A 26567-nucleotide genomic window follows, 5' to 3' on the forward strand; every position below is an offset into this window, starting at 1 on the left:
GGCATGACATTCATCTTCGAACTGCTCATTGCCTTCTTCCTGATCGTCTCGGGCATATTCGGCTTTGTCGGCTCCTTTGGAATGATTAAGCTGAAAGACCCGATGTCGCGATTGCACGCACCAACCAAAGCGACAACGCTGGGTGTGGGAGGTGTACTCCTGGCTTCGATCGCACATTCAGTACTGCTTGAGGGCAAACTTTCACTGCATGAGCTGTTGATTACGCTGTTCCTTTTCCTGACGGCACCGATCACGGCCCTGTTCATTGCCAAATGGCACATTCATCGACATGAAAAGCCCAGTGATTTGCCTGATGCGGGCGAGGATGAGCTTTGGGCCACCCACGCCGTTGAGCAGGTTGAAGACGTCCCGGAACACAGCGCGAACTAGTTACAATGCACACACCACCGCTGCCCCTGACCCGCGATCTGGTTCTGATTGGCGGGGGTCACACCCATGCGCTACTGCTACGCAAATGGGGGATGAACCCGTTGCCGGGCGCACGTGTTACGGTGATCAATCCCGGCCCGACCGCGCCCTATTCGGGAATGTTGCCGGGCTTTGTTGCTGGCCATTATCAGCGTTGGGAACTTGATATCGATCTGGTCCGTCTCGCCCGCTACGCAGGGGCTCGGGTAATATTGGGCACAGTTGAGGGGATCGATCCGGACAGACGTCAAATCCATGTTCCCGGACGCGCGCCGGTGGAGTTTGATGTCGCCTCGGTCAACGTGGGTATCACGTCAGATATGCCTGCCTTGCCCGGGTTTTCCGACCATGCGGTCCCCGCCAAACCCCTTGGCCGCTTCGCCGCACAATGGGAGGAGTATCTTTCAGAGCCCGGCCCCGCCTCGGTCGCGGTGATCGGTGGCGGTGTTGCCGGTGCTGAATTGGTCATGGCAATTGCCCATGCCCTGCATACCAAGGGGCGCACGGCAAAAGTCACTTTGATCGATAATGCAACCGCCCTGTCCGCAACAGTTCCAAAAGCCTCAGCAACCATCCGTCAGGCCATGACGCAACTAGGGATCGAAGTTCTTGAGCACGCTTCGATTCAGCAAATTTCAAAGGGGCGAATTGATCTGTCAAACGGTCATCAGATCGCTGCCGAATTCATCACCGGAGCGGCAGGCGCACGGCCATATGATTGGATTTCCAACAGCGGCCTCGCGCTTCAAGACGGCTTCATCCAGGTGAACGCGTTCCTGCAATCCAGTGATCCTGCGATCTTTGCCGCCGGTGATTGTGCGCACCTCTCAGATAACCCGCGCCCCAAAGCCGGGGTATACGCGGTGCGCGAGGCACCGATCTTGTATGACAATCTGCGCGCGGCACTCGGTGCCGGGAAGATGAGGCGATATGCCCCTCAAAAGGATTACCTGAAGCTCATCTCGCTCGGCCAAAAATCTGCGCTGGCCGAACGATTGGGAACCTCGTTCAGCGGACCGCTCATGTGGAAGTGGAAGAACCGCATCGATCAGCGTTTCATGAACAAATTTCGTGAACTGCCCCAAATGCCCGCCCCCCCTCTGCCTCGGTATCACACTGCTGGGATTCAAGAGGCACTGGGAGAAAAGCCGATGTGCGGTGGATGCGGTGCCAAAATCGGTCGAAGAGCGCTGCAAACCGCGCTGGCCGAACTGCCGCGGCTTGAAAAGCCTGACATCACTCACCTGCCCGGCGACGACGCGGCATTGCTGAAGACCGGTGGTGTACGACAGGTTATAACTTCGGATCATCTGCGCAGCTTCACCAATGATCCGACATTGATGACCCGGATTGCCGCCGTTCACGCACTTGGTGATGTTTGGGCGATGGGCGCGCAGCCACAGGCCGCGACGGCCACAATCATCCTGCCCCGCATGTCCGCTGAACTCCAGCAACGCACGATGGCCGAGATCATGCAGATTGCCAGCACCGTCATGCATCAGGCCGGTGCTGAAATTGTCGGCGGGCACAGTTCGATGGGTGATGAATTGACCATTGGCTTCACGTTGACAGGTCTTTGCGAAGCCGAACCCATCACGCTAGGCGGTGCGAAATCCGGTGATGCCTTGATCCTGACAAAGCCACTAGGCAGCGGTGTGTTGATGGCCGCTGAAATGGCCGGGCAAGCAAAAGGAGATTGGGTCGTTTCCGCTTTCGAGCACTTGATTCAGCCGCAAGGCGAGGCATCCCACATCTTAAGAGGCGCCCACGCGATGACCGACGTCACAGGATTCGGTCTGGCAGGTCATCTGCAGGGCATGTGTGAGGCTTCGGGATGTGGCGCGACCCTGTCTCTGGCGCAGATCCCGGTTATGACAGGTGCAGTTGAACTAAGTGATCAGGGCATCCGATCCACAATCTACGCCGATAACCGCGCCATAACCCCTGAACTTCCAACCGGAGGCAAGGCTGACCTGTTGTTCGACCCCCAAACAGCCGGAGGCCTGTTGGCAGCCGTTGCATCCGAGGAGGCTGAACATCTATGTGCCCAACTGCAGGCCGTCGGCTATCCTGCTGCTCTGATCGGCCACCTGAACACGACACCGGGCCTGCACGTTCACAACTGATCAAGTATCCTTACGATCTGTTCCGCTGTCGCGGACAACCCCTTGCCATCAAGTGACGAGGCATCAATCTGGGCGATTACCTCAGCGTGTTGTGCTTTACGGGATTTGGCGTAAGCTGGATCATAGTGCTGCTCCATCAGTGCCTGAGTCAGAGCCCTTTTGTCCCCCACGTCAATCAAATCCAACCAGCCATCGACAACATCATGGCCACGATGAAACCGCAGCGGGGACAACCGGTCTCGTAACCTTTCGCCGTCCGACAGGATGTCGTCATAGGCTGAGACCAGATACGCCGTGCGCGCCTCGATCGGCGCATTGATTTGAATTCTAGGTGCCGACCACAGGGCAGACCAAAGGCTGGGTGGCAAGATCAGGCTTCCGATTTTCGACGATTCCGCCTCAACCACTATGGGCCGCGTCTCGTCCAATTCAACCAGAGCTTCGGTCAAAGCGGATTCAAACGCTTTCTGACTGGGTTGGCCGCCGGGCATTTCGCCCAACAATGATCCTCGGTGATTGGCCAACCCTTCCAGATCAACCACCTGAACACCTAGCGTCCGCAAGTGCGCCAGCAGGTCAGTTTTGGCCGTCCCGGTGTATCCGTCCAGCGCGACTAGCCGATAGGGCAGCGCATCATCATAAAGATATTGCTTCACCATCCGGCGGTAGGACCGGTATCCGCCTTCAACCACCTCGGCACGCCAGCCAATCTGTTGCAGCATCCAGCCGAAGGACCCGGATCGCTGACCACCACGCCAGCAATAAACCAAGGGTTTCCAGTCTCCCTCATGGTGGCTAAGTCGGTTCTCAATGTGACCCGCTGCATTGCGAAACACCAGTGCCGCACCCAACTTGCGGGCCAGAAACGGGCTTTGCTGGACATACATGGTGCCAACCCGCGCACGCTCTTCATCGTTCAGAACGGGAAGGTTGATGGCGCCGGGCATGTGATCCTCGGCGAACTCAGCTGGGCTTCGCACGTCAATGACCGTATCAAACTCGTGGCTGTAAAGCTGTGCCAGACTGGAGAACTTCAATGTCATGCCAACGGTCTATCGCGCCTATCGGCAGAAGAAAAGCAAGCGGCCATCAGTGACACCGGAACGCCGCATTGATGAGCCATTGCAATACGCGTGCGCTTGGGTAATGAACTATTCTAAATAGATTTCATTCATGGGACCTGCGCTCGAATGGCACAACAGACCCCGAACTCTCTCAAAAGCAAAGCACTAAGTGACCTTGAGGCGGGAAAGCTGCCTCAGGCACTGAAAAAGGCGCAACTGGGCATCAAGAAATTCCCCAAGGATTCAGATTATCAAGCCATTGCTGGTTTTGTGCTCACCGAGATGAAGCGGTACAAGCAAGCCATTCCCCATTTCGCCGAAGCATCGCGCATGAAGCCAGACGATGTGCAATTTGTTGAAAATCTGGCAAATGCGCTGATGCAAACAGGGCAAATCCCACGCGCGCTTACGTATGCCGAACAAAAGCTGGCGCGTTTCCCCAACAGCAAAGAACTGGTTCGTGTCATCGACGAAATCCAGCTCAAAGGGCAGAACTGGCGCTTGATCATCGAACATGCCACGCAAAAATTAGCGACTGATCCTGATAACGCTGATCTGCTATCATCGCGTGCCCGGGCCTATGGGCAGATCGGCTTTGCGCAACAAAGCACCGAAGATATTTCACGCGCCTTTGAGATAGCACCTGAAAAAGAAGACATCGCCATCCGAAAAGCAGTGAACCTGCATCAGGCTGGCGACAAGGACGGGTCAAGGCAGATCTTGCTCTCTGTTCTTGCGGCAAATCCTGTTTCAGCTGTGGCGCTATACCAAATGTCCATGGTAGCAGATGAAAAGCAAGCAGACGAACTTGCCGACACCATTGAAACCGCGATTTCACAAAGCGATCACGACGATTCATTGCTTGGCTTTGCAAAGGCAAACGTGACTTTGGCACGCAAGGGGTTGCATGTGGCGTTGCCTCTATTCGCGCGCGCCAATGCGGCACAACATGCGACAAACCCGTATGACTTTGCAATTGAAGAGAAAAAGCAAAGCGAAATTTGCAGCCTGTTCACCGATGATATGTCTTCAATTGGTTCGATGCCTGACGGCGACCCGAGACCGATTTTTGTGGTGGGGCAGCCCCGGTCGGGCACGACATTGATGGAAATGATGTTGAGTTCCCTACCCGGTGTTGTTGGCTGCGGAGAGCTTATGCTGGGGGCTGATCTTTCAAATTCCTATCTGGATTCGAACACGCCTTTTGACGCGAAAGCAGCCGCAGACTTTGCACAGGTATTCCGCAGACTAATGCCACCGACCCCCAAGGGTACAACCGCATTTGTCGACAAGATGCCTCATAATTATCAGCGGGTTGGATTTTTATTAGCGGCTTTCCCTGAAGCCCGGGTTATCAACATGATCCGCGATCCGCGGGATGTGGGCCTATCCAAATGGATCAGGCGTTTTCCTGAACCGGGGCTGCGCTATGCGTCTGATCTTAAGGCAATTGCGCATTCAGCCAACCTGTACAGGCGCTATATGGCGCACTGGAACAACATCTTCGGGGACCGTATCCTGTCGGTATCTTACGAAGAGCTGGTCGCCGATCCTGAAACTCATAGCAAGAACATTACAGCGTTTTGCGGCATCGGATGGGACGAACAGATGATGCACCCTGAAAGAAACACACAGCAAGTGCGCACTGCCAGTGTCGATCAGGTACGCCAGAAAATCTCGACCCGTTCCATAGGCGGCTGGCGTGATGTCACAGACCACATTCAACCTATGTTAGACGGCTTCGACCAAGCGCTTTGGCCTGAGTACAAGTTCGACTGAATCAAAAAGGCCGCCTGTAGTGGGCGGCCTCTCCGTTTGTTGTGCGAGCATTACTTTTGTTTGATACGACCGTCCAGATAGGGCTGATATGGGGCGTTTTCGGCAAGGTATTCGGCTGTTACATCCGCCAAATCGGGGCCAAAGTCATAAGCGTTCTTGTCATCGCCCGAGAATACGCTGTACCCGTCACCACCATTGCGGACATAGTTGTTTGTGACAACCAGATATGTCGCCGCCGGATCGATAGGCGCAAAGCCGTCACCGTTGGCGACCATGACCTCGACAATCCGGCCTTCATTCGGTGCGACCGATGGATCCCAGGTAAAAGTCATGCCCGCCACTTGCGGGAAGCGACCTTTGACCTCTTCAACCTGGCTCACGCCATTCTCAAGTGCGTCGATGACACCCTGGCCGCTGATCTCAAAGGTCGAGAGCGTGTTCTGGAACGGCAGAACCGTCAGAACTTCGCCCATGGTCACTTCGCCTTCATCGATTGAAGCACGCAGCCCACCAGCGTTGGCGATAGCGATCTGAGTACCCTGATCTGCCACACGCGCAAGCATCGCGTCCGCAACCAGATTGCCCATCTCGCATTCCTGCACACGGCAAACATCACGAGATCCTTCGATGGTCGCGCCAGAATTGGCAACAACACGCTGCTTCATCTCTTCAATCGGGGCGCCCATTTCCGCGACACGCGCCGCGATATCTGCATCTGGAGTGACCGAGGCATCCAGCAGGATCGGCTCACCTTCTGCCGAAATCAGGTTGCCGTCATCGTCAAATGTCAGCACGATCTCACCCAGATATTTCGAATACGCATAGGCCTGAACCACCGGGACGTCGCCCACCATTGTCGGGTAGGCGCCTGCGGCGTCTTCATTCGTGTTCGACAGCAATGTGTGCGAATGCCCGCCAACTACGAGGTCCAGACCCGGCACTTTCTCGGCGATCTCGATATCTTTGGGCAGCCCCACATGGGTCAGCGCGATAATGATGTTCACACCCTCGTCCTGCAGGGCAGCGACATCGGCCTGAAGGCTTTCAATTTCGTCTTGAAAAACGACGTCTTTGCCCGGGCTCGAAGTTTCAACGGTATCCGTTGCGAGGGCTGAGATGATGCCTACTTTCTGACCGCCGACGTCCAGTACAACGTGGTTATCCACCTTGCCCTTCAGTTCAGTCGAAGAAGACAAGTCCAGATTGCCAGAAATCACAGGAAAACTGACCGTATCTACGAAAGCGGCCAAGCCCGCAGGGCCGTCATCGAACTCGTGATTGCCAACCGCCATCACATCGTAACCGATGGCTTCCATAAATTCTGCTTCGGCAGCACCTTTATAGGTCGTATAGAACAACGAACCCTGAAACGGATCGCCCGCGTCCAGCAGCAGGACATTTTCGTCCGCCAATTCGCCGCGCTTGGCATCCACAATTGTCTTCAGGCGCGCAACGCCGCCAAAGCATTTGCCTTCGGCCTCACCCTCGGCGTCACAGGTCGAATCGTATTTGTTAATGGATTCGATGCGGCTGTGAATGTCATTCGTATGCAGAATCGTAAGCTTGTATTCGGCCGCTGCCATACCGGCTGTCAGGCCCAATACAGCGACCGAAGTTAAAAATCGGGTGAACATCTCAAAACTCCCTATCGTTGTTTTGTCGTGATCGTGCGCGTTGCGCAGCAAAGAGTCAAAGGGGGAAATCCAGCTTGATTCCATCAGCCGCGCAAGGCATCAGACCGATATGCTGATTTACAAGATTTTCCGGGCCGACGAGTGGGCCGACTTGCAGGCACACGGAGCCTCGAACGGGGCTCCGATTGATGTGACAGATGGGTTCGTCCATTTCTCAACCGCAAAGCAGGCTGAGGAGACTGCCGCCAAGCATTTCGCTGGTATCGCGGGGTTAACACTTCTGGCATGTAATGCCGATGCTATGGGCGACGATCTGAAATGGGAGGTCTCGCGCGGCGGCGCGCTGTTTCCTCACCTTTATCGTCAAATTCGAATGTCGGACGTGATTTGGTCGCAAGACCTGCCCTTTGATGGTCAAGCCCACCGGTTCCCGGAGGGGATGGAATGACCCGCTTCATCGACCCGGATCGGGAACAGTTTGAGGCATTCAAAGACCTCAACCGTGACCATCCGATCGAGATGCTCAACCTGGTGAAGTTCCGCGAGACAGCACAGTATCCGTCGGATCATCCGCTGGCTAATGCTGGGTTGACCGGAGCGCAAGCCTACCGCAACTACGGGGCAGAGACTGCCCCAATCATCGCCCGCATAGGTGCAACGATCCTTTGGCGCGGTACGTTTCAGACTACGCTTATCGGGCCGCAGGATGAAGAATGGGACGAAGTGTTCATCGCCCGTTATCCCACCGCCCATGCGTTTCTTGAGATGGTGACCGACCCAGCTTATCGCGCTGCCGTGATGCACCGGCAAGCCGCCGTTGAAACCTCGCGCCTGATCCGTTGTGCGCCGACAGAAGGTGGAGATTCCTTCGGATGAAAATGACTGAGAAACTGGGGTTGGCCGCCCTGCACCGCCTTGACCCTGAAATCGCGCATGGGCTTTCGATCAAGGCCCTGACCTCGGGGCTGGCACCAACGCCCGGGCCGGTCACATCGGATCGGCTTAAAACCCGTGTTGCAGGCCTGGAATTGCCAAACCCCGTTGGACTAGCTGCGGGGTTTGACAAAAATGGTGAGGCACTGGCACCACTTTCGCGTGCTGGATTCGGGTTTATTGAAGTGGGCGCGGTGACACCCCGCCCACAGCCCGGCAATCCAAAACCGCGCCTCTTCCGCCTGACGGAAGACCACGCGGCGATCAACCGCTTTGGTTTTAACAACGAGGGAATGGAGATCATGGCCGCGCGTCTGGCGCAGCGTCCCGAGGACGCTGTCATCGGGTTGAACCTCGGGGCCAATAAAGACAGTGATGATCGGCCCGGAGACTTCGCCAAAGTGCTTGCCCATTGCGCTACGCACTTGGACTTTGCCACCGTCAATGTGTCTTCGCCCAATACCGAAAAGCTGCGAGATTTGCAGGGCAAAGCGGCGCTGAGCGCGTTGCTGAGCGGTGTGATCGAAACCCGAAACGCCCTGCCTCGCCCGATCCCGATCTTCTTGAAAATCGCCCCGGACCTGACCGAGGCCGAATTGCAGGATATCGCCGATGTCGCCGGTGAAACCGGCGTGGACGCGGTGATCGCCACCAACACCACGCTGTCGCGCGATGGCCTGCGCAGTGCACACAAGGATCAGGCTGGTGGCCTATCCGGCGCGCCCCTGTTCGAGAAATCGACGCAAGTGCTGGCGCAGCTCAGCCAGTTGACAGGCGCAGATATCCCGCTGATCGGGGTTGGCGGCATCAGCACGGCAGATCAGGCCTATGCAAAGATCTGTGCCGGAGCGTCCGCAGTGCAGTTCTACACAGCGATGGTCTATGGCGGGATATCTCTGGCCGCTGAAATCGCGCAGGGGTTGGATGACCTGCTGGCACGCGACGGATACACCTCGGTCGCGCAAGCTGTCGGCAGCAAACGAGAGGACTGGCTATGATCGAATATTGGCACAACCCGCGCTGCTCCAAGTCCCGCGCGGGGTTGGCATTGCTGAAGGAAAACGGTGCACAGCCTGAGGTGCGCAAATATCTTGAAGACGCGCCCTCGGCTGGTGAAATCCGGACAGTTCTGGCCAAGCTGAATATCCCGGCGATCAGCATGATGCGCACCGGAGAGAAAACGTTCAAAGAGCTTGGTCTGGCCAAGACCTCGCCCGATGAGGAGCTTATTCAGGCCATGGCCAACCACCCGATCCTGATCGAGCGTCCGCTGGCCATCGCGGGCGACAAAGCCGCTATCGGACGCCCGCCCGAGAACCTGCTGGACTTGCTTTAGGCGATCTGTGCCTCAAGTCGCGGATAGCGCCAACCAAGCGTAAGGCCCCGTGCGATGTTCAACACCATCAGCGCGGCCCAAAGCCCATGATTGCCCATCGTTGGCACCAGCACGAACAACGCAACCACGTACAGCGCGACTGACTGGATCATCGCGTTGCGCATATCGCGGGTCCAGGTGGCGCCGATATAGATACCGTCGAACATCCAGCTTGCCACTCCGATGATCGGTGCCAGAGCAGCCCAGAGCAGATACTCGCGTGCCGTCATACGAACTTCAGGCGATGTCGACATCAGATCGATCAGCGCGGGCCCTGCCAGGTAAAACACCAGCCCAAGCCCGATGGCCCCGCCAACGCCCCATTGAGACGCCATGACCGACGCGCGCCGGACCTTCCGGCGGTCGCGAGCACCGACGGCTCCTCCGACAAGCGCTTCTGCCGAGAAAGCAAATCCGTCCAAAGCGAACGCGGTGATTTCGAGAAACTGCAACAGCACCTGATTGGCCGCCAAATTCACGTCGCCCAGATCGGAACCGACAAACAAAAACGTGGTGAAAGCCCCGGTCAATAGAACCGAGCGCACCATGATATCGCCATTCACCTGCATCATCCGGCGCAGCCGTGCGGCATCAAAAATACGCGGCCAATCCCGCCATTGCTTGCCGCCAAACGCATCACCACAAAGCCACAAACCCAGGGCAAGACCCGTCCACTCGGCAATCAGTGTCGCGATGGCAACGCCCTCGACACCCCAGCCCAGGCCAAGCACAAACCATAGATCCAGCGCTATATTCAGCCCATTCATCCATATCTGCAGGATGAATACACCTCGCGTGCGTTCGACTGCGATCAGCCAGCCTGTCACCGCATAAAGGGCAATCGTGGCCGGAGCGCCCCAGATGCGAATCTCCAGATAGGCGTGCGTCAGAGACTCGACTTCGGCGCTGGCGGGCGACAGTGCAAAAGCTCCAAGGAATACCCAAACCTGCGCGGCAATGAAGACCAATCCTGCTGTTCCGCCCAACAGCAAGCCTCGCATGAGCAACGCTCCGGTTTCTGCAGTGTCACCTGCACCGCGCGCCTGTGCCGCCAGCCCGGTAGTGCCCATCCGCAGAAAGCCGAATATCCAGTAGATCGCCGACAAGATCACCGCGCCCATACCCACAGCCCCGATGGGGGCGGCCTGCCCCATCTGACCGACAACGCCGGTATCCACTGCCCCGAGGATCGGTACGGTCGCGTTCGACAGCACGATCGGCATCGCGATTTTCAGGACGCGCCGATGGGTGATGGGCGCGTTGGCCTCCTCCAAGCTCACGGCTTTGTCGGAGGCTGCGGCATTAAGAAATGCCCGGTGCCTTGCGCAAAGAGTTTGGCGTGGTTGTCCTGCCAAGCCTCGACCCGGACGGAAGCATAACGCCGACCAGCGCGGTTGATGAATGCGCGCGCATAGGCGTCGCGCGGCAGGCCAGATCGCAGGTAGTCGACCGTGAAGTCGATGGTTTTGGGAAAGCGGATATTCTCGTCGGTCAAGATATCTTCGGCACCGATCTCACCGCTTTCAATCCTGGGGAACATATGCTCCCAACTCAGCGTGATAACGGCCGTGACTTCCAGGAACGCCGCCGTCACACCGCCGTGGATGGCAGGCAGAAAAGGATTACCGATCAACTTCTCATCGAAATTCAGTACACCTGTCAGTTCGTCCCCACGCCGGTCGAATGTGATATTGAGGAACCGAATATACGGCACACCTTCGACCAAAGCGGTCAGAGCGGCATCACGGCGTTGCTTGACCACCTGCATAGGTTCGGGGCGAGGTCTTGCCATCTCAGCGACCCTCCACGGTGAAGGCACCCGATGCGGTCGCAACCGGCCGGTCGCTGTCATCATCGGTCGCCGTCGCCCGAACAAAGGCCACGTTGCGCGTGATGTGATAGCAGGTCGCGCGAGTTCGGATGCTTTGCCCAGGCGTCGCAGCCCGCATGTAATCAATCCGCAGATCGATGGTGGCGGTCCCTCCGGGGGCCGAAGGATGGCTCATCACTGCGGCACCGCAACAGGTATCCAGCATAGCCGACACGGCCCCGCCATGGATCACGCCGGTTCTGGGGTCGCCGATCAGTTGCTCGTTATAGGGCATCGAGATTTCGGCCTCACCCTCTCCAATGTGGGTCAGATCAAGCCCCAGGGCTTTCGCATGCGGAATCGCCTCGATGAACTGCCGCGCTAAAACTGTCTTATCGACCATGGGGTTGGGTCCTGTCCTTCTACCTGCCCCTTTATGGGCCTGCGTTTACACCAAGGGCAAGCCCACCTGTTGCGCTTGCCGCAACGACGCCCTAGGTTGCAGCCAAGGAGACCCGGAATGTCCGACACCCGTTTGTCATTCAAAGAAATGTGCGCCGAGTTCGACGTAACCCCGCGCACCCTGCGCTATTACGAATATATCGAATTGCTGCAGCCTGACCGTGAAGGTAGGTCGCGGTTTTACGGCCCCCGAGAATGCGCCCGGATGAAACTGATCATGCGTGGCCGTAAGTTTGGATTTCCTCTGGAAGAGATCCGGCAGTGGCTGCTGATCTACGAAGATCAGGGCAATCAGGCGCAGATGGCGACTTTCATAGAGATGGCAGATCGCCAGATGGAAGAGCTGCGCCAGCAACGCGCGCAACTGGATGAGGCGATGGACGCGTTGCAGCAACTACGTGACCAGACAGTCAAACTGCTGAAGTAAACTGCCTTCCCCAACGGCAACAAAATTGCGAAAACCCCTGTTTACGCGACCGGATGTTACGTCAACTTATTTGTGACGCAGCGTCCGCATTACGTAAACGTCACTTGTGTGTTGTAAAACGCTTATCGACTGCGCAACTCAGGTTGCATGACGCCAGTGATGAGAGTTTGAACCATGACCGAAGATCTGCTGACCATCCGCGAAATGTGCGAGACATATGATGTCACGCCCCGCACATTGCGGTTCTACGAGGCCAAAGAGCTTTTGTTTCCGATCCGCGAGGGCCAAAAGCGCCTGTTCACCAAACGGGATCGTGCACGCTTGAAACTGATCTTGCGCGGCAAGCGCTTTGGCTTCAGCCTCGAAGAAATCCGCCAGCTTCTGGATCTGTATCACGTGGGCGACCAACAGCTGACCCAGATGTCCCGCACTTATGAAATCGCGTGTGAACGTCTTGCTGACATGGAATCGCGCCGCGAAGAACTGACACAGGCCATCGACGAGTTGAAAGAGCAGTTGCGCTGGGGCGAGAAGGTAATCGCCTCGATGAAACAGGAAAAGAAGGCGGCTGAATAAACCCGCCTTTCGGACATATGAATTAAGGGAGCTTCACATGCCCGTCTACAACGCGCCAACCAAAGACACGCAGTTCATCCTGCACGACGTTCTGAAAGTCTCGCAGTCGGATATCCCCGGCTATGACGAGCTGGAAGCCGAATTTACCGGCGCGGTTCTGGAAGAGGCCGGCAAGGTTGCCTCCAACGTATTGCACCCGCTGAACGTGGTCGGCGACACCGAAGGGTGCCGGTTGGAAAACGGGATTGTGTACACCCCTACAGGTTTCAAAGACGCCTTCGAGCAGATGAAGGAAGGTGGCTGGACAGGTCTCGACATGCCGGAAGAGTATGGCGGCCAGAACATGCCCTACGTGATGGGTACTGCGGTGGGTGAGATGTTCTCGGGCGCGAACCAGGCGTTTGTGATGTATCAGGGCCTGACCCACGGCGCAGCCTCAGCCATCCTGGCGCATGGCACTGACGAGCAGAAGAACAAGTACCTGCCCAATATGGTCAGCTGCGAATGGACCGGCACCATGAACCTGACCGAACCGCATTGCGGCACCGATCTGGGCCTGATGCGTACTAAGGCCGAGCCGCAGGGCGATGGTAGCTACAAGATTTCCGGTCAGAAGATTTTTATCTCGGCGGGCGATCACGACATGGCTGACAACATCATCCATCTGGTTCTGGCCAAAATCCCCGGCGGACCCGAGGGAATCAAGGGTGTCTCGCTGTTCATCGTGCCCAAATTCATCGTGAACGAAGACGGCACCCCGGGTGAACGCAACGGTGTTTCGGTCGGCAAAATCGAAGAGAAGATGGGCATCCACGGCAACTCGACCTGCGTCATGAACTATGACGAGGCAACCGGCTGGCTGCTGGGCGAAGAGCACAAAGGTATGCGCGCCATGTTCACCATGATGAACGAAGCGCGTCTAGGTGTGGGCATGCAAGGCCTGTCTCAGGCCGAAGCGGCCTATCAAAACGCCTTGGAATACGCAAAAGATCGCCTGCAGGGCCGCGATGTTACAGGCGTGAAAAACCCGGACGGCCCCGCCGATCCGCTGATCGTGCACCCCGACATCCGCCGCAACCTGATGGATCAAAAAAGCTTCACCGAGGGTGCACGTGCGTTCATCCTGTGGGGCGCGACCATGATCGACAAGGCGCACCGCTCGGGAGACAAAGACGCGGACGGGCTGATCTCACTGCTGACGCCAGTCATCAAAGGCTTCCTGACTGACGAAGGCTACGACATGACTGTTCAGGCGCAGCAGGTCTATGGCGGCCACGGCTACATCGAAGAATGGGGCATGTCGCAATACACCCGCGATGCCCGGATTGCCATGATCTACGAAGGCGCAAACGGTGTTCAAGCGCTGGACCTAGTGGGTCGGAAGCTGGCCCAGGAAGGCGGCAAGCATGTCATGGCCTTCTTCGAGATGGTCAAAAGCTTCTGCAAGGAAAACGGCGGCAAGGAAGAATCTTACGATAAAGCCTTCATCGAACCGCTGAAGGCCGCTTCCAAGGACCTGCAGGCCGCTGGCATGTACTTCATGCAGGAAGGCATGAAGAATCCAAACAACGCTCTATCCGGGTCATACGACTTCATGCACATGTTCGGCCATGTCTGCCTGGGCCTGATGTGGGCGCAGATGGCAAAGGCCGCTCAGGACGCACTGGACGGCGGTGCCTCGGATAAAGAGTTCTACGAGACCAAGATCAATACCGGTCGCTTCTATATGGCCCGCCGCCTGCCCGCGACAGCCATGCATCTGGCCCGCATCCAGACCGGAGCAGACACGGTAATGGCACTGGACGCGGCGAACTTCTGATCTCAGTGTGGGCTCGGTTAAAGCAACCCGAGCCCACCAACGGAGGAGACAAGATGCCAAAACGCTTTCGCCTGACCCGCCGATTTCCGGTCGCGATGACCGAGGACGGCTACCGTAAGCTCCGTGGTTTCGCACGAGAAGCGGGATTGGATGAAGGTGAGGCTTTGTCGTTCCTTTTTGAGAACTTCAACAGCGTGATCGATCACGAAAACCTGACGCATAGGCTGCGCATATTTAATTCAGAGCTGGAAGCTCGAAAACGTTAAAACTTCGTGCTGGCCACTGAAGGTAGCACCGAAAACATATCTTTATGCCTTGGGAGGGGCGCACTCATGACCATTCAACTGCATTGCTTTGGTGAAAGCGGAAACAGCTACAAAGCCGCGCTTGCGTTGGAAATGTCCGGTCTGGACTGGGAGCCGGTCTTTGTTGATTTCTTCGGGGGTGTGACGCGCACCCCTGAATTTCGGGCAGAAGTGAATGAGATGGGTGAAGCCCCCGTGATGGTGGACGGTGATTTTCGCACCAGTCAGTCCGGCGCGATTCAAGCTTATGTGACGGAAAAATCTGGAAAATTCGGCGGCAAAGATCGTGATGAAAATTACGAGATCTTTAGATGGGTTCTGTGGGACAACCACAAGCTTAGCTCGATGGCCGGGCTGACCCGTTTCCTGATCAACTTCCTGCCCGAAAAGCACCGCAACCCGGATGTTATCGCGTTCAATCAGGGTCGCCTCAAGGCGGCTTATCAGACGCTGGACGCTCATCTCGAAGGCCGTGACTGGATCGTCGGCGACGGCGTAACCAACGCCGATATCAGCTGCTGTGGCTACCTTTATTACCCCGAACCATTCGGCTTTGATCGTGCTGACTGGCCCAACATTGACGCCTGGCTGACGCGCCTCAGCGAACAGCCCGGCTGGAAACACCCCTACGACCTGATGCCCGGCAACCCGTCGGATCGAGCTTAAGGAGAAGACCCCATGACCGAAGCCTATATCTATGACGCCCTGCGTACTCCGCGCGGCAAGGGCCGCAAGGATGGCAGCCTGCACGAGGTAACCTCGGTGCGTCTGTCGGCCCTGACCCTGAACGCAATGAAAGAGCGCAATAATCTGGAAGGTCACGCCGTCGAGGATGTGATCTGGGGCAACGTCACGCAGGTGATGGAGCAAGGCGGCTGTCTGGCACGCTCAGCAGTTCTGGCTTCGGATCTGGATGAATCGATCCCCGGCCTGGCGATCAACCGTTTCTGTGCCTCGGGCATGGAGGCCGTGAACTTGGCCGCAAACCAGGTCAAAGGCGGCGCGGGTGAAGCCTATATCGCAGGCGGTGTTGAGATGATGGGCCGGGTGGCCATGGGCAGCGATGGTGCGGCGATTGCCGTTGACCCGTCTTTGGCGATGGAAACCTATTTTGTGCCGCAAGGTATCTCGGCCGACATTATCGCAACCGAATATGGTTTCAGCCGCGACGATGCGGATGCGCTGGCCGTTGAATCTCAGAAACGCGCGGCTGCTGCGTGGGAAGACAACCGCTTTGATAAGTCGGTCATCACCATCAAAGATCAAAATGGCCTGACCATTCTGGATCGCGACGAATACATGCGCCCCGGAACAGACATGCAAAGCCTCGGAGCACTGAATCCGTCGTTCCAGATGATGGGTGAACAAATGCCGGGTTTCGACAAGGTCGCGATGATCAAATACCCGCATCTCGAGCGGATCAACCACATCCACCACGCGGGCAACAGCTCGGGCATCGTGGATGGAGCGGCGGCTGTACTGATCGGCAACAAAGAGTTTGGCGAGAAATATGGTCTGAAACCGCGCGCGCGCATCAAGGCGACCGCAAAAATCGGCACCGACCCGACCATCATGCTGACCGGCCCGGTTCCGGTGACCGAGAAGATCCTGGCCGACAATGGCATGAAGATCAGCGATCTGGACCTGTTTGAAGTCAACGAAGCCTTCGCCTCGGTCGTACTGCGGTTCCAGCAGGCATTTGATGTCGATCCTGCGCTGGTGAACGTCAATGGCGGCTCGATCGCGATGGGTCACCCGCTGGGTGCGACTGGTGCAATGATCATAGGTACGCTGCTGGACGAGCTGGAGCGTCAGGACAAGGAAACCGGTCTGGCTACGCTCTGCATCGCATCCGGTATGGGTGCGGCAACAATTATCGAGCGCGTCTGATGCCCAAACTGGATCTTTCTCAGATACCATTCAAAGGCGGTTCTTCTTACCCCGGCAAGCTAGCCGAGGCCACCTCTGGTCGTTTTATCCAGCGCGTCGGAGATGCAGGCGGGCTGACCCAATACGGGGTCAACATCGTACGTTTGGAGCCCTCAGGGCTATCCTCGCTGCGCCATTACCACATGGAGCAGGACGAGTTTGCCATCATGCTTAGCGGCAAATGCATGCTGATCGATGATGATGGCGAGCATGAGATGCTGCCCGGTGACTGCGCCGCTTGGCCTGCAGGTGAGGCCAATGGCCATCACCTTGTGAACAAAACCGATGCGCCCGCAACCTTTCTGGTGGTGGGCACCCGGACCCCGACCGAGACCGGCTACTACAGCGATATAGACATGATGGTGAAAGATGATGAGAACGGATTCTCTTTCACTCGCAAGGATGGCAGCCCGCTGACGGCTGACCAGATTGGAGATGACAATGACTGATTTCACCCTCAGCAAAGACGCCGATGGCGTCGCCTTCATCACCTGGGACGTTCCGGGCAAATCCATGAACGTCCTGTCGCGTGAGGCCTTCACTCTGGTCGGTGATCTTATCGATCAGGCGCTGGCGGATGATGAGATCAAGGGCATCGTTATCACCAGTGGCAAAGAAGGGTCGTTTGCAGGCGGCATGGACTTGAGCACGCTCGCCACGATCCGACAGGAGGCCGGCGACGAACCCGCGCAGGCACTGTTCGATTTCGTCATGAGTGGCCATAACATCCTGCGTCGGCTGGAACTGGCAGGCATGGACCCCAAGTCCAAAAAAGGCGGCAAGCCGGTCGCCTGTGCCATCAACGGCACCTGCGCAGGGATCGGGACCGAGATCGCATTGGCCTGTCATCACCGTGTGATGACCAGCAATCCGAAATCCAAGATCGGCCTGCCCGAGATTCTGCTGGGTATCTTCCCCGGTGGAGGCGGCACCATGCGCTACAGCCGTATGGTCGGCGCAATGGCGGCGGCACCCGTCTTGCTTGAAGGTAAGATGATGGACTCGAAGAAGGCCAAAGGCGCGCAACTGATCGACGCCGTGGCGGACGATCCGGTTGCCGCGGCCAAGGAATGGGTTCTGAACGCCAAGGATTCCGATCTGGTCAAACCATGGGATGCGAAAGGCTACAAAATGCCCGGCGGCGCACCCTACCACCCAGCTGGCTTCATGACGTTCGTCGGCGCAAGCGCGATGGTGAATGGCAAGACACAAGGTGCATTCCCGGCGGCCAAGGCTCTGTTGAGTTCCATCTACGAAGGCGCGCTGGTTGACTTCGACACCGCCCTGAAGATCGAAGCCCGTTGGTTCACCAACGTGCTGATGAACCCTTCGTCTTCGGCGATGATCCGCTCGCTGTTCCTGAACAAGGAGGCGCTAGAAAAAGGCGCTGTGCGGCCCAAGGATGTGCCCGATCAGAGGGTCAAGAAGATCGGTGTTCTGGGTGCTGGCATGATGGGCGCAGGCATTGCTCTGGTCTCGGCTCAAGCGGGCATGGAAGTTGTTCTGATCGACCGTGATCAGGAAGCAGCCGACAAAGGCAAAGCCTATTCCGAGGCCTATTTGGACAAGGGTATCAAGCGCGGCAAGGTTACGGCTGAGAAGAAAGAGGCCATGCTGGGCCAGATCACCGCGACGCCGGATTTGGAACACCTCAAAGGCTGCGATCTGATCATCGAGGCCGTGTTCGAAGACCCGAGTGTAAAGGCCGAGATGACCAAACGCGTCGAAGCGATCATCCCCGAAGATTGCATCTTTGCCTCGAACACTTCGACCCTGCCGATCACCGATCTGGCTAAAGCTTCGGTGCGGCCCGAGCAGTTCATCGGCATCCACTTCTTCTCGCCCGTAGAGAAGATGTTCCTGGTCGAAATCATCAAAGGCAAGGAAACTGGCGATCGCGCGGTGGCCAAAGCGCTAGATTACGTGCGCCAGATCCGCAAAACGCCGATCGTGGTCAATGACGCACGCTTCTTCTACGCCAACCGCTGCATCATCCCCTATATCAACGAGGGTGCTCGGATGATCACCGAGGGCGTCAGTCCGATCTTGATAGACAATGCCGCGCGGCAGTTGGGTTTCCCGGTAGGACCGATCCAGTTGACGGACGAAACCTCAATCGATCTCGGGGCCAAGATAGCACGGGCAACGAAAGCAGCGATGGGCGATGCCTATCCTGATAGCCCCTCGGACGATCTGATCTTCTGGATGGAGGAACAGGGGCGTCTGGGCCGCAAGGCCAATGCCGGATTCTTCGACTATGACGACAAGGGTAAACGCGTCGAATACTGGAAGGGTTTGCAGGACAAATACCCGCTGGCTGCCGAACAACCCGACCTGATCGAAGTGCAGGAACGCCTGATGTTCGCGCAGGTTTTGGAAGCGGTTCGCGCGTTGGAAGAAGGTGTTCTTGAGGACATCCGCGAAGGCGACGTGGGTGCGATCCTTGGATGGGGTTTTGCCCCTTGGTCCGGTGGTCCGCTCAGTTGGCTGGACATCATCGGCACGCCCTATGCGGCTGAGCGTTGCGACCAACTGACCGAGGCCTATGGCGAGCGTTTTGCGTGCCCACCGCTCCTGCGCGAAATGGCCGAGAAAGGTCAGAGTTTCTATGGTCGCTTCAACCCAGCGGCCAAAGCTGCCTGATATTGAACTGCTGGCGCAACCTGTTTTGCGCCAGCAGATTACGTTCAGATGCGCCAGTCCGATCGCAGAAACAAGATCGGGGCATTAGGCCGCCCTGGCCGCCCTGGCCGACGCATGCCCTTGGGGGGGCGAATAGGGAATATTGGTTCCTGCGGGATGGGCGCAGGCAGCGCACCCAATGGGTTTGCAAAAACCGATATGTCGCCTTTCATGGCCACCGCTTCGATCAACAGATCAGCATCTTCTTGGTCGGCAACTTCGTATGTGCAGACCGGTCCCATACCTCCCGCAGGACAGTAGGCTTGGAATCCCCCCTCGATAAAGACAATCTCATCCTGATCAAAATACAACGACGTCACATCGAAGTTTTGCGCCGGAGTATTTGATCTGAGATTGCCAACACCGCTTAGCAAACGCGCAGGGACAATTGAGAGCCCCTCAATTCCCAGATCCAGTTTAGTCTGATCCAGCGCCATTCCCTGCTCTGGCATCAGCCAGACCGGCCGCCCATTATACGCGGCGCGAGCCGGGACAAGGACCGGCAGATACTCTGGCCTGCGTTCCCCCCCTGGAACCACGACGCTGTCGGCGCAGACACGGCGCAATTCTCTAAACCCGTGATCCAGCGTTCGCACCAGTTCGCCAGTAACCAGATTTTCAACCGGCTTCCAGCCACTGGTTGTTGCAACCCTGGTCCCATGCAGCAATCCACCGCGGCGCACTGAAACGGCTGACTCTTGAACAGGTTGCGGGCCTTGACCCTCACGTTTCGAATACCCCGAAACACTCACTAACTCTAACACTTGCGCCCCCCTCTTGGCACTTCGACATAGTTCAGATTGACCATGCTTATGTGCCACGAGCTGACTAAGTTTTGCCACAATTGAGGCGAAATAAGGACCTTTTGGCCATATTTCACGTGACGTTCCGGAACAATATGGGCGGTGAAGATCGCTTTGCACGACACCTGGAAACTATAGGCGATGTGCAAGTAACTTTGCTTTATCTACACACGTCCTCAATTTGGCAGAGCTTTGGGCAGCTTTCTGGCGGTGCGCTTCTCTCTCCATGCCAATAAAATTCCTGCAGTTGCGATCATGCCAATACCGACGATCTGCATCATTCCTACCGATTGTCCAAAGGCGATCCATGCAAAGAAGGGTCCGAATATCATGACCGAATACTCGAACACGGCGACGTAGGAAGGCTCTCCTAATTGGTAAGCTTTTATCAGCATGAAAACGGCGATCGTAGACCCGATCGCCTGCATCACCACCCAAGGCAGGGCTTCATGTATCGGCCAGACCCAACCGCGCATGGCAAACCCCTCTGGGCCTTCGGGCACATCAATCGGAAACACAGCCAGCCATATCAGACCAATCAACCCAGCCAATCCCAGAGTCACCACCATCGCGGCCAGCAGGGCGACGGTGCTTTCATCACGGCAATGCGTGCGGGTTACAACGGCGCTGAGAGCATAGAAAAAACCTCCAGCTACTGGGATCAGCGTCTTGAGATCAAATGAATTGGGGTCAGGCTGCAAAACACTGAGTATTCCGGCAAAGCCCAAAAGAACGGCCACGATCCGCCAGGGGCCGATATGCTGCTTCAGAAAAAGCGCGGAAATCAGCAGCACAAAAATCGGTGAGGTAAACAGCCCTGCCAACGCCTGCGCAATCGGCATCAGAGCCAGAGCCGAAAAATAAAAAAGCATCGCCATGGTTATCAATACGCTACGCACCGCGACGATGCCGTACCGGCGCGGTTTCAAACCGCCCAAGCCAAGAACCGAAAGAAGCGCAATCAGGGGTAACATCAACGTCGCGCGGCTTAGATGAAACTGCCATAGCCCAATGCTTTCGGCGACCCGGATCACAAAGTTATCGATGACGCCGATAATGGCCATCGAGGCGACCATCAGTAAAGACGCCAGCATCGAATGGGATTGTTGTTGTAACTGCATTCCCGCCTCTGCGCTTGATTAGCCAGTGCTGGCCAGAAAACTACCCGCTACAATCAGCACATTTCACAAACCTGACGCAACAGGTTTGCGCCACTGGTTTTTGCCATGCTAAGCTTAGCGCAAAATAATACTCGAGCAGCATTAACCGATGACCGCACTCAAACAGTACCAGCGGATCGAAGCCACCGGTTTGTGGCGCCCTTCGCCCGATGAACAGCGGCGTGAGGTTGTGGTTTCGATTGGCGAAGCCACTCTGACGATCTCGGATTTCAATGACAGCGCGCTCACGCATTGGTCTTTGGCTGCGTTAGAGCGTCAAAACCCGGGTGCGTATCCTGCCATCTATTGTCCCGACGGCGATCCTGGCGAAACGCTGGAACTTGCAGAAACGGAAACCACGATGATCGAGGCCATCGATCGTCTGCAACGTGCCATCGACCGCGCCAGACCGCACCCCGGTCGTCTGCGCTGGCTCAGCGTTGCGGGGGTGGCGCTGGCCGTTGTGGCAGTTCTTTTGCTGTGGTTGCCCGGCGCTTTGCAGCGCCATGTCGTTTCAGTCGTGCCAGAGATCAAACAGCAAGAGATCGGCGATACGATCCTGCAGCGCATAGAAAGGGTATCAGGCAAGGCATGCAATTCACCCGAGGCGCAGGACTCATTGGACCGGCTTGCAAAACGAACTGGTGTTCGACAGATCGTGATTCTGCCCGCAGGTTTGTCCAACAGCCTAAGCCTGCCGGGGGGGACTGTATTGCTGAATCGCGCGCTGGTGGAGGATCATGAAGACCCCGCCGTTGCCGCGGGGTATGTTATCGCCGCGCGCGCTCGCGCGGCACAACAGGCACCGTTGGACGACCTGTTAGATCGGACGGGCCCAACAACCGCGTTTCGACTGTTGACGACTGGTGAGTTGACCACTGAAATCGTCGATACCTACACCGAAGAAATCCTGGCAGAACCTCAAACACAGATTAGTGATGATGATCTGCTGGCAATGTTCGCTCAGGCCGCCCTTCCCTCAACACCATACGCTTATGCTGTTGACATCACAGGCGAGTCCGTTCTCGGGTTGATCGAGGCAGATCCCATGGCAGGTCGAACTTTGGAACAGGTATTGCCGGACCGCGATTGGGTCCGGCTGCAGAATATCTGCGGGCAATAGCGCCTATTTGGTGCCGAACATCCGATCCCCGGCATCGCCCAGGCCCGGCATGATGTAGCCCTTGGAGTTCAACTCACGATCCAGCGCAGCAGTCACGATTTTGACATCCGGATGTGCCTCTTTCATGCGTGCCACGCCTTCGGGCGCAGCCAAAAGACAAAGGAAACGGATATCTGCAGCCCCCTGCTCTTTCAGCAGATCGATCGCTGCGGCCGAGCTGTTGCCAGTTGCCAGCATCGGATCAACAGCAATGACCAGACGGTCCTTCAGCCCTTCGGGAGCTTTGAAATAATACTGAACAGGTTTGAGCGTCTCTTCATCGCGATAGAGACCCACAAAGCCGACCCGCGCCGAGGGGATCAGCTCCAACACCCCGTCCAGCATCCCGTTTCCGGCCCTCAGGATCGAAACCAACGCAAGCTTCTTGCCCGCCAATATGGGTGCGTCCATCTCTTCCATCGGGGTTTCGATGTGGCGCGTCGTCAGCGACATCTCGCGGGTGACCTCATAGGCCAACAGCAACGTGATCTCGCGCAACAACTGCCGGAACACGGCGGTCGAGGTGCCCTTGTCCCGCATGAGCGTCAGTTTATGCTGCACCAGCGGGTGGTCGACGACGGTCAGGTGATCGCTCATGATGTCTCCAGTCTTTTCTTGACCCGCGCGCGGGTCTCTTCATTACAAAAGGCCGCATTCAGGGCCGTTACATTAAGGGCTGCAAAATCTTCGGCTTGCCAGCCGAATGCTGCACCCAACATCTCATATTCGCGCCGCATCGTGGTATGGAAAAACGGTGGATCGTCAGTAGACACGGTCACTTTGACACCTGCATCGCGCAGTTTCGCAATGGGATGCGCCGCGAAATCGGGGAATAGGCCAAGAACCACGTTCGAGCCCGGACACACTTCCAACGTGATATCCCGGTCGATCAGTTCATGCACTAGGTCCGGGTGTTCGATGGCACGGACACCATGGCCCACACGCTCGACCCCCAAATCGCGAATTGCGTCCCGCACACTATCGGGACCCCCAAATTCACCGGCATGTGTGGTCAACTGCAGCCCTGCCTCGCGCGCGCACTCAAAGGACCATTTGAAATCACCCTGCGTTCCAACGGATTCATTGCCGCCCATGCCAAATCCGGTGATCCAGTTCCCAGCAGTTTCGGCCGCACAATGTGCACTGCGCTTGGCTTGCTCGGGTCCGAAATGGCGCACACAGGTCACGACACCGCGCAGCGTAATCCCGAATTTGCGCTCGGCCTCATCAGCGGCATCCTGGATCGCGGTCAAATAGTCCTTCCATGCATGCAAATCTCCTCCGCCGCAAAAATCGGGGCTTAGGAAAGTTTCAGAATACACCACCCCGTTGGCTGCGCTCTCTTCGAGAATGGCCAACGTCAATCGGCGAAAATCCTCTGGCGATTTCAGAACCTCGCAGGCTGCCTCGTAGACACTGAGGAAATGTGCAAAGTCGCGAAAATCATACGAACCATCTGGCTTGAAGATCCCGCTCAGATCCACGCGCTTTTCATGGGCCAACTGACGAATAAAGGCGGGTGGCGCTGCACCTTCGTGATGCAGGTGAAGTTCGATCTTGGGTTGGTCAGCCGCTGTCATAGAAAACTCCGCCCCGGTCCTTGCGCCGGGATATTCAGGTGATGCGCGATACTGGCAGCGACATCGACAAAGTTGATCCGGCCGATTTCACCTGTGCCATGTCCGGCAATCAATACCGGCACTTGTTCGCGCGTGTGATCGGTTCCGATCCAGCTGGGATCATTGCCATGATCAGCGGTCAGCAGCATCAGGTCACCCGGGCGCAGTTTTCGCAGGATGACCCCGACCTCGCGGTCAAACCACTCCAACGCGCGGGCATAGCCGCTGATATCCCTACGGTGGCCATAGATGCTGTCGAACTCGACGAAGTTGGCAAATGTCAGGCTGCCGTCTTCGGCCTCATCCACCAGATCAGAGAGGTGGGCCATCAGTTCGGCATCCGAACCTTTGCGCAACGTATCGATCCCCTGCATCGAGAAGATGTCGCCGATCTTGCCAACTGCATACACGTGCCGACCCGCGTCCTGCGCCCAGTTTGTCAGCACCGGGCTTGGGGGTACGATGGCAAAATCCTTGCGGTTGGTGGTGCGGGTAAATCCAGTTTCCGGTGTTCCGATGAATGGCCGAGCTATCACACGGCCAACTTTCATTTCGTGAAGCTGCGGCGCAAGCACCTTGCACAAATCCAGCAAACGGTCGAGGCCAAAGCTCTCCTCATGCGCGGCAATCTGGAACACACTGTCGGCAGATGTATAACAGATCGGCCAGCCGGTTCGCATATGCTCGGCCCCCAATTCAGCGATGATCGCCGTGCCAGAAGCGTGGCAATCGCCCAGAATGCCCTCGGTACCTGCAGCCTGGGCTGCTGCCCGGCTCAGTTCGGCGGGAAAGGCAGGTGTCGTATCCGGGAAATAGTGCCAGTCCCACGGCACCGGAACGCCTGCCAATTCCCAATGGCCAGAAGGCGTGTCCTTGCCCGGCGAATACTCTCGCGCGCATCCCCAGAGACCTGCTGGTGTGGCTTCTAACCCCGGCGTGACATCATTTGAGGCCAGTCGCGTTGCAGCGCCCAGGCCCAGAGCGTCGAGATTTGGCAAATGCAATGGGCCGGAGCGTTCTTCTTCTGCGCGCCCTTCGGCACAGGCCTGCGCAATATGAGCCACCGTGTTCGCACCCGTATCGGGCGTGGTGCCGTTGTAGAACTGATCGGCATCTGGCGCGCCGCCGATACCAACCGAATCCATAACAACAAGGAAAGCGCGGCTCATGCGCTGATCCTTTCGTGTACATGCGGAGGTTGTTCTACTGACGCATCGCCAAGCGTTACGGCATTCAATACCACCCCGGACGCAAGTCGCGCTGCATCTTCTCGGGCTGCGTGGACCACGGCCAATGGCGCGCCCTTCTGAACGTGCTGACCCAACCGCAAGATATTCGACAATCCAACCGCCGGGTCGATCTCATCACTCTCAACTTGGCGTCCACCACCCAGGGCAACCACCGCCAGTCCTAGTGCCTCACCATCTATCGCAGAGATGTAGCCATCGCGGGGCGCAGGCACCTCTTGGATCACGTTTGCTTCGGGCAGGAATCGCGCCCAGGTATCGACGAAGTGCACAGGGCCTCCGACAGCGGCCATCATGCGGCCAAACCGTTCGGCGGCGCGCCCGTCACGTATTACTTCTGCGATCCGCGCCCGGCCCTCTTCCGCCGATGCGCACATACCCGCATCTGCCATCAACACGCCACCCAGTTCAGCAGAAATTTCGGCCAAGGGTGAGGTTTGCCCGCTGGTCATGACCTTCATCACTTCGGCAACTTCCAGCGCGTTGCCAAGTGCTGGAGCAAGCGGTTGATTCATGTCGGTGATCACCGCTGAGGTCCGGCACCCCGCGGTATTTGCCGTTTCGGTCAGCGCCCGAGCAAGCTTGCGCGCCTCATCCAGCGTCTTCATGAACGCCCCGCTGCCCACCTTGACATCCAGCACCAGCGCATCCGGGCTGGCGGCCAGCTTCTTTGACAGGATCGACGCAGTGATCAGATCAAGACTTTCCACCGTCGCCGTCACATCGCGGATCGCATATAGCCGTTTATCCGCCGGTGCGATCTGCCCCGTAGCGCCGACAATCGCAGCGCCGGTCTCATTCAGTATCTGCGCCAGCCTTGTCTGGCCGATCTGCGTTGTCACGCCGGGGATTGCTTCGAGTTTGTCCAAAGTGCCGCCGGTGTGGCCCAGCCCCCGGCCCGAGATCATTGGTACATAGGCCCCGCATTCGGCCAGGGCCGGGGCGAGAACCAGGCTGACGCAATCCCCGACTCCACCAGTCGAGTGTTTGTCGATCACCGGGCCATCAACATCCCAGTTCAGCACCTCACCGCTGTCACGCATGGCAACCGTCAAATCTGCCCTGCCCTGAGCCCCCAGCCCACCCATGCAGACCGCCATTGCAAAGGCTCCCGCCTGCGCGTCACTTACGCCGCCGTCGGCCAACCCCTGTGCGAACCACTGCAATTCGGCTGATGTCGGTATCTCGTTACGGCGAAGCTTGGCGATAATCGAACGCGCATCCAT

The 26567-nt window shown here is 57.3% G+C and carries 27 protein-coding genes; 16 read left to right on the plus strand and 11 right to left on the minus strand.

Translation table 11 applies throughout. The features are described 5' to 3' along the window. The first annotated feature begins 3 nt into the window (after positions 1-3). Entirely contained in the window at positions 4-390 is a 387-nt protein-coding gene (locus ACR0IU_RS03450; protein WP_480715256.1) for a Na+/H+ antiporter subunit G, read from the plus strand. Between the two features lie 5 nt (positions 391-395). Continuing rightward, complete coding sequence (gene selD / locus ACR0IU_RS03455; RefSeq protein ID WP_480715257.1) at positions 396-2555, plus strand: selenide, water dikinase SelD; 2160 nt, start codon at positions 396-398, stop codon at positions 2553-2555. Here the strand turns inward: selD and mnmH are convergent. Next, a complete protein-coding gene (gene mnmH, locus ACR0IU_RS03460; RefSeq protein WP_480715258.1) occupies positions 2546-3598 on the minus strand; it encodes a tRNA 2-selenouridine(34) synthase MnmH in 1053 nt (350 codons plus the stop codon). The genes selD and mnmH overlap by 10 nt on opposite strands. 147 nt (positions 3599-3745) lie before the next feature. Here mnmH and ACR0IU_RS03465 point away from each other — a divergent pair, with 147 nt between their 5' ends. Further along, positions 3746-5398: a tetratricopeptide repeat-containing sulfotransferase family protein gene (locus tag ACR0IU_RS03465; RefSeq protein WP_480715259.1), complete on the plus strand. Its 1653-nt coding sequence runs from the start codon at positions 3746-3748 to the stop codon at positions 5396-5398. Positions 5399-5448: 50 nt separating this feature from the next. On the opposite strand, the gene ACR0IU_RS03470 is transcribed toward ACR0IU_RS03465, so the two are convergent. Next, a complete protein-coding gene (locus tag ACR0IU_RS03470) occupies positions 5449-7032 on the minus strand; it encodes a bifunctional metallophosphatase/5'-nucleotidase (RefSeq protein WP_480715260.1) in 1584 nt (527 codons plus the stop codon). A 109-nt stretch (positions 7033-7141) separates the two neighbouring features. Here ACR0IU_RS03470 and ACR0IU_RS03475 point away from each other — a divergent pair, with 109 nt between their 5' ends. Genes ACR0IU_RS03475 through arsC form a run of 4 tightly spaced genes read left to right on the plus strand, consistent with a single transcriptional unit; the run spans position 7142 to position 9301 of the window. Then, positions 7142-7480: a DUF952 domain-containing protein gene (locus ACR0IU_RS03475; RefSeq protein ID WP_170468820.1), complete on the plus strand. Its 339-nt coding sequence runs from the start codon at positions 7142-7144 to the stop codon at positions 7478-7480. Then, positions 7477-7908 (plus strand): DUF1330 domain-containing protein, encoded by a 432-nt coding sequence (locus tag ACR0IU_RS03480; RefSeq protein WP_480715261.1) that lies wholly within the window; start codon positions 7477-7479, stop codon positions 7906-7908. Before ACR0IU_RS03475 ends, ACR0IU_RS03480 begins: the two co-directional genes overlap by 4 nt. Then, positions 7905-8963, plus strand: a complete 1059-nt coding sequence (locus ACR0IU_RS03485; RefSeq protein ID WP_170770120.1) for a quinone-dependent dihydroorotate dehydrogenase — start codon at positions 7905-7907, stop codon at positions 8961-8963. The genes ACR0IU_RS03480 and ACR0IU_RS03485 overlap by 4 nt, the downstream gene beginning before the upstream one ends. Continuing rightward, the gene (gene arsC / locus ACR0IU_RS03490; protein ID WP_480715262.1) at positions 8960-9301 is read left to right on the plus strand and encodes an arsenate reductase (glutaredoxin); all 342 of its coding nucleotides are present in this window, start codon (positions 8960-8962) and stop codon (positions 9299-9301) included. Before ACR0IU_RS03485 ends, arsC begins: the two co-directional genes overlap by 4 nt. Here the strand turns inward: arsC and ACR0IU_RS03495 are convergent. From ACR0IU_RS03495 to ACR0IU_RS03505, 3 genes are read right to left on the minus strand one after another with little or no spacing between them, the layout of a single operon-like run. After that, on the minus strand, positions 9298-10614 hold the full coding sequence (locus tag ACR0IU_RS03495; protein WP_480715287.1) for an MATE family efflux transporter: 1317 nt from the start codon (positions 10612-10614) through the stop codon (positions 9298-9300). The genes arsC and ACR0IU_RS03495 overlap by 4 nt on opposite strands. 2 nt (positions 10615-10616) lie before the next feature. After that, positions 10617-11132, minus strand: a complete 516-nt coding sequence (locus ACR0IU_RS03500; RefSeq protein WP_480715263.1) for a PaaI family thioesterase — start codon at positions 11130-11132, stop codon at positions 10617-10619. A gap of 1 nt (position 11133) precedes the next feature. Further along, positions 11134-11553 (minus strand): PaaI family thioesterase, encoded by a 420-nt coding sequence (locus ACR0IU_RS03505; RefSeq protein ID WP_010438901.1) that lies wholly within the window; start codon positions 11551-11553, stop codon positions 11134-11136. A 117-nt stretch (positions 11554-11670) separates the two neighbouring features. Here ACR0IU_RS03505 and ACR0IU_RS03510 point away from each other — a divergent pair, with 117 nt between their 5' ends. The 8 genes from ACR0IU_RS03510 to ACR0IU_RS03545 all read left to right on the plus strand — a co-directional run bounded on the left by ACR0IU_RS03510 (position 11671) and on the right by ACR0IU_RS03545 (position 19311). Continuing rightward, positions 11671-12039, plus strand: a complete 369-nt coding sequence (locus ACR0IU_RS03510; protein WP_480714695.1) for a MerR family transcriptional regulator — start codon at positions 11671-11673, stop codon at positions 12037-12039. A gap of 174 nt (positions 12040-12213) precedes the next feature. Beyond that, positions 12214-12615 (plus strand): MerR family transcriptional regulator, encoded by a 402-nt coding sequence (locus ACR0IU_RS03515; protein ID WP_039536426.1) that lies wholly within the window; start codon positions 12214-12216, stop codon positions 12613-12615. Between the two features lie 37 nt (positions 12616-12652). Beyond that, on the plus strand, positions 12653-14434 hold the full coding sequence (locus ACR0IU_RS03520; RefSeq protein ID WP_480715264.1) for an acyl-CoA dehydrogenase C-terminal domain-containing protein: 1782 nt from the start codon (positions 12653-12655) through the stop codon (positions 14432-14434). 53 nt (positions 14435-14487) lie between these two features. Beyond that, a complete protein-coding gene (locus tag ACR0IU_RS03525; RefSeq protein ID WP_010438892.1) occupies positions 14488-14700 on the plus strand; it encodes a hypothetical protein in 213 nt (70 codons plus the stop codon). A 66-nt stretch (positions 14701-14766) separates the two neighbouring features. Then, positions 14767-15405, plus strand: coding sequence for a glutathione S-transferase family protein (locus ACR0IU_RS03530; protein WP_480715265.1), 639 nt, complete (start codon positions 14767-14769; stop codon positions 15403-15405). 12 nt (positions 15406-15417) lie between these two features. Beyond that, complete coding sequence (locus tag ACR0IU_RS03535; RefSeq protein WP_480715266.1) at positions 15418-16629, plus strand: acetyl-CoA C-acetyltransferase; 1212 nt, start codon at positions 15418-15420, stop codon at positions 16627-16629. After that, a complete protein-coding gene (locus ACR0IU_RS03540) occupies positions 16629-17117 on the plus strand; it encodes a cupin domain-containing protein (protein ID WP_319546778.1) in 489 nt (162 codons plus the stop codon). Before ACR0IU_RS03535 ends, ACR0IU_RS03540 begins: the two co-directional genes overlap by 1 nt. After that, positions 17110-19311: a 3-hydroxyacyl-CoA dehydrogenase NAD-binding domain-containing protein gene (locus ACR0IU_RS03545; RefSeq protein ID WP_480715267.1), complete on the plus strand. Its 2202-nt coding sequence runs from the start codon at positions 17110-17112 to the stop codon at positions 19309-19311. Before ACR0IU_RS03540 ends, ACR0IU_RS03545 begins: the two co-directional genes overlap by 8 nt. A 44-nt stretch (positions 19312-19355) precedes the next feature. Here ACR0IU_RS03545 and ACR0IU_RS03550 read toward each other — a convergent pair whose 3' ends face one another. Continuing rightward, entirely contained in the window at positions 19356-20114 is a 759-nt protein-coding gene (locus ACR0IU_RS03550) for a Hint domain-containing protein (RefSeq protein ID WP_480715268.1), read from the minus strand. Between the two features lie 215 nt (positions 20115-20329). Further along, the gene (locus tag ACR0IU_RS03555; protein ID WP_480715269.1) at positions 20330-21274 is read right to left on the minus strand and encodes a DMT family transporter; all 945 of its coding nucleotides are present in this window, start codon (positions 21272-21274) and stop codon (positions 20330-20332) included. A 148-nt stretch (positions 21275-21422) separates the two neighbouring features. On the opposite strand from ACR0IU_RS03555, the gene ACR0IU_RS03560 reads away from it, so the two are divergent. Then, positions 21423-22436, plus strand: coding sequence for a hypothetical protein (locus tag ACR0IU_RS03560; RefSeq protein ID WP_480650481.1), 1014 nt, complete (start codon positions 21423-21425; stop codon positions 22434-22436). A 3-nt stretch (positions 22437-22439) separates the two neighbouring features. Here ACR0IU_RS03560 and upp read toward each other — a convergent pair whose 3' ends face one another. Genes upp through ACR0IU_RS03580 form a run of 4 tightly spaced genes read right to left on the minus strand, consistent with a single transcriptional unit; the run spans position 22440 to position 26567 of the window. Next, positions 22440-23072, minus strand: a complete 633-nt coding sequence (gene upp, locus ACR0IU_RS03565; RefSeq protein ID WP_010438870.1) for a uracil phosphoribosyltransferase — start codon at positions 23070-23072, stop codon at positions 22440-22442. Further along, positions 23069-24055 (minus strand): adenosine deaminase, encoded by a 987-nt coding sequence (locus ACR0IU_RS03570; protein ID WP_480715270.1) that lies wholly within the window; start codon positions 24053-24055, stop codon positions 23069-23071. The genes upp and ACR0IU_RS03570 overlap by 4 nt, the downstream gene beginning before the upstream one ends. Next, a complete protein-coding gene (locus tag ACR0IU_RS03575) occupies positions 24052-25263 on the minus strand; it encodes a phosphopentomutase (RefSeq protein ID WP_480715271.1) in 1212 nt (403 codons plus the stop codon). Before ACR0IU_RS03575 ends, ACR0IU_RS03570 begins: the two co-directional genes overlap by 4 nt. After that, on the minus strand, positions 25260-26567 hold the full coding sequence (locus tag ACR0IU_RS03580; RefSeq protein ID WP_480715272.1) for a thymidine phosphorylase: 1308 nt from the start codon (positions 26565-26567) through the stop codon (positions 25260-25262). The genes ACR0IU_RS03575 and ACR0IU_RS03580 overlap by 4 nt, the downstream gene beginning before the upstream one ends.

This window comes from Ruegeria sp. CL5 (genome assembly GCF_056536485.1).